Source organism: Neisseria sp. P0021.S006 (assembly GCF_051956895.1).
Window position 1 is genome coordinate 1 of record NZ_JBQCWZ010000585.1, and the last position, 833, is coordinate 833.

Consider the following 833-nt stretch of genomic DNA (forward strand, 5'->3'; position numbering starts at 1 on the left):
GTGTAATATTAAGACCGCTGATAGATAGGTTTAGAACTTATAACTGATGGTAAACAGCAAAGTCCTGCCTCGTGCGTAGTTGTTTAAGACGGAGCGTGTCGTACCGCCATATTTGCCATTGCATAAACCGTTGGCATCGCATTCGACCTCTTCATCATCCCAACCGCCTTTTCTTTCAAATACGCTGAAATAGCGCTGGGTTGCGGCATCGTTTGCGGCATCCAAAGGATCGACATAGCGTTTATTGAACGCATTTTGAATGTCGAAACGAAGGATAAGGTTTTTCTTCGGTTCATAATTGGCATAGAAATCAAAAATCATCGGCTGTCTGTTGATGCTTTCTGTTTTTTTGATCACCCTTCTGCCCATTTGATGTGAAGAGTAGGTATTAGCACCGGTTGTACCGTCAACAAATTCCTCCTCAGTCGTTGCCCGTGTACTTTTGCCGTAATAGCGCATAATGCCGCCGATGGTCAATTTGTTGCCCAACCATCGGGACCCTAATTCAAACCGACCGTAATCTCGGGGCAAGCGGGAAATTTTGCTTAAGCCGTAGCCTTGTTTGATTTGGTCTTCTTTAGAAGAGTTGCGGGGCGATTCGCTGGCATCGCTATAATTGGTCGGCTGGTTGGTTTTTTGATAGGCGTAAGACAGGGTGGTAAAAAAGCGGCCGAAATCATAGTTCATTTCCACTTCCAAACCGTTTTTATGGACAGGTTTGGCATAGTTTCGATGCTGGATGGAGTATTGCAGGCCGGTACTGGTTACCCAGCTGGGTGCTTTATCCAAATCCCACCATTTGCCATAAACATTGTGGATATAGTTGTTTATTC

1 protein-coding gene is annotated in these 833 nt (G+C 45.0%); it reads right to left on the reverse strand.

Annotated elements, in window-relative coordinates:
• Nucleotides 1-30: 30 nt before the first annotated feature.
• Nucleotides 31-833 (reverse strand): TonB-dependent receptor domain-containing protein (locus ACTHUM_RS15845; protein WP_440403400.1); only part of this gene is annotated, 803 nt, incomplete at its 5' end.